We start from the raw sequence: 1,113 nt of genomic DNA, 5'->3' as shown, positions 1-1,113 counted from the left end.
CGCCGTTCGCCGCCGCCCGCCGCACCGTCCACGCGCGCCGTCTCCGTTCTTCCTGCCGGGGAGGGTTCGGGTGTGCGGAGTTTCCGGCGCCGGGTCAACCGGCCGGAGCGAGGGCGCGGCGCGCGGCTTTCCGAGGCTTGCGAGCTACGTACAACTGCCCGAGTGGTCCGGGGCGCATCGGGCGTTCGACCGCGGAACTGCCGGCGGGACGCCCACCACCGGCACGCAGGGACCGAACCGCCGTGCCCGATGCCGCCCGCGCGTCGGTTCGGCTCCGTCCACCGTCGGGCGGCGACGCATGCCCGCGCCGCGCGCGGGCGCACAACCGTTGACGACGGCCATCGACAGGGGAGAGCCGACAGGGCCGCGCCGCCATCCGAATGGGAAACCTACCTGCTCCAGCTCATCAACGCCTCTCGCGCCGGGGCCGGCGCGGGCGCGCTCCCGTTCGACGCCGAACTCTCGGACACGGCGGAACGCCGCACGTCCTGGATGCTGGCGACCGACAGCTTCGGCCACACCGGCGAAGGCGGCCCCTCCGCCGCCCAGCGCGCCGAAGGGGCGGGTTACGGCTACCGCGCCCTGGGGGAGAACGCCGCCGTGCTGGACGCGGCGGACGTGGAGGCCCTCCACGACAACCTGCTGGCGTCGCCCGGCCACCGCGCGAACCTGCTCAACCCCGCCTACACGGAGGTCGGCCTCGGCATCGAGCGGGGCGACTACCGGGGGTGGCACGCCGTGTTCGTCACGGAGGCCTTCGGCAGCCCGAACGCGCGCGAGGCGGCCGAGCCGGACGACTGGTTCGTCTGAAGCCCCGCCTCACCCCTGCCGGAACCCGGCCAGCCGCGCTTCCGCCTCCTCCGGGTCCATGTCGAGGGCCGCTTCCGCCACGCCGCGCGGGAAGCCGGCGCGCGCCAGGGCGGCGAGGGCCTTGAGGCGCGCCTCGGCCGACAGCGGCTCGCGGGAAAAGGGGCCGGTGCGGCGGCGGCGGCATTGGGCGAGGGCGGCGTCGAGTTCGGCGCCCTCCTCCTCCGGCAGCGCGGCTTCGGCGGCGTCGCGCGGCACGCCGCCCCGCCCTTCGCGGTACTGTGTGCCGAGCAGCGCGGCCGCCTC

At 76.3% G+C, this 1,113-nt stretch carries 1 protein-coding gene and 1 pseudogene; one reads left to right on the top strand and one right to left on the bottom strand.

Annotation, left to right across the window (positions count from 1 at the left end; genetic code table 11):
- The first annotated feature begins 249 nt into the window (after positions 1-249).
- Positions 250-810 carry a CAP domain-containing protein gene (locus tag ABD067_RS13390; protein WP_343895808.1) on the top strand — a complete coding sequence of 187 codons (561 nt, stop codon included), beginning with the start codon at positions 250-252 and terminating at the stop codon, positions 808-810.
- Between the two features lie 9 nt (positions 811-819).
- Here the strand turns inward: ABD067_RS13390 and ABD067_RS13385 are convergent.
- Positions 820-1,113, bottom strand: a pseudogene (locus tag ABD067_RS13385) (hypothetical protein); the annotation flags it as partial.

It is taken from the genome of Craurococcus roseus (assembly GCF_039523795.1).
GTDB lineage: Bacteria > Pseudomonadota > Alphaproteobacteria > Acetobacterales > Acetobacteraceae > Craurococcus > Craurococcus roseus.
Note: the sequence above shows the minus strand (reverse complement) of the source record. Positions and strands in the feature narration are given on the sequence as shown.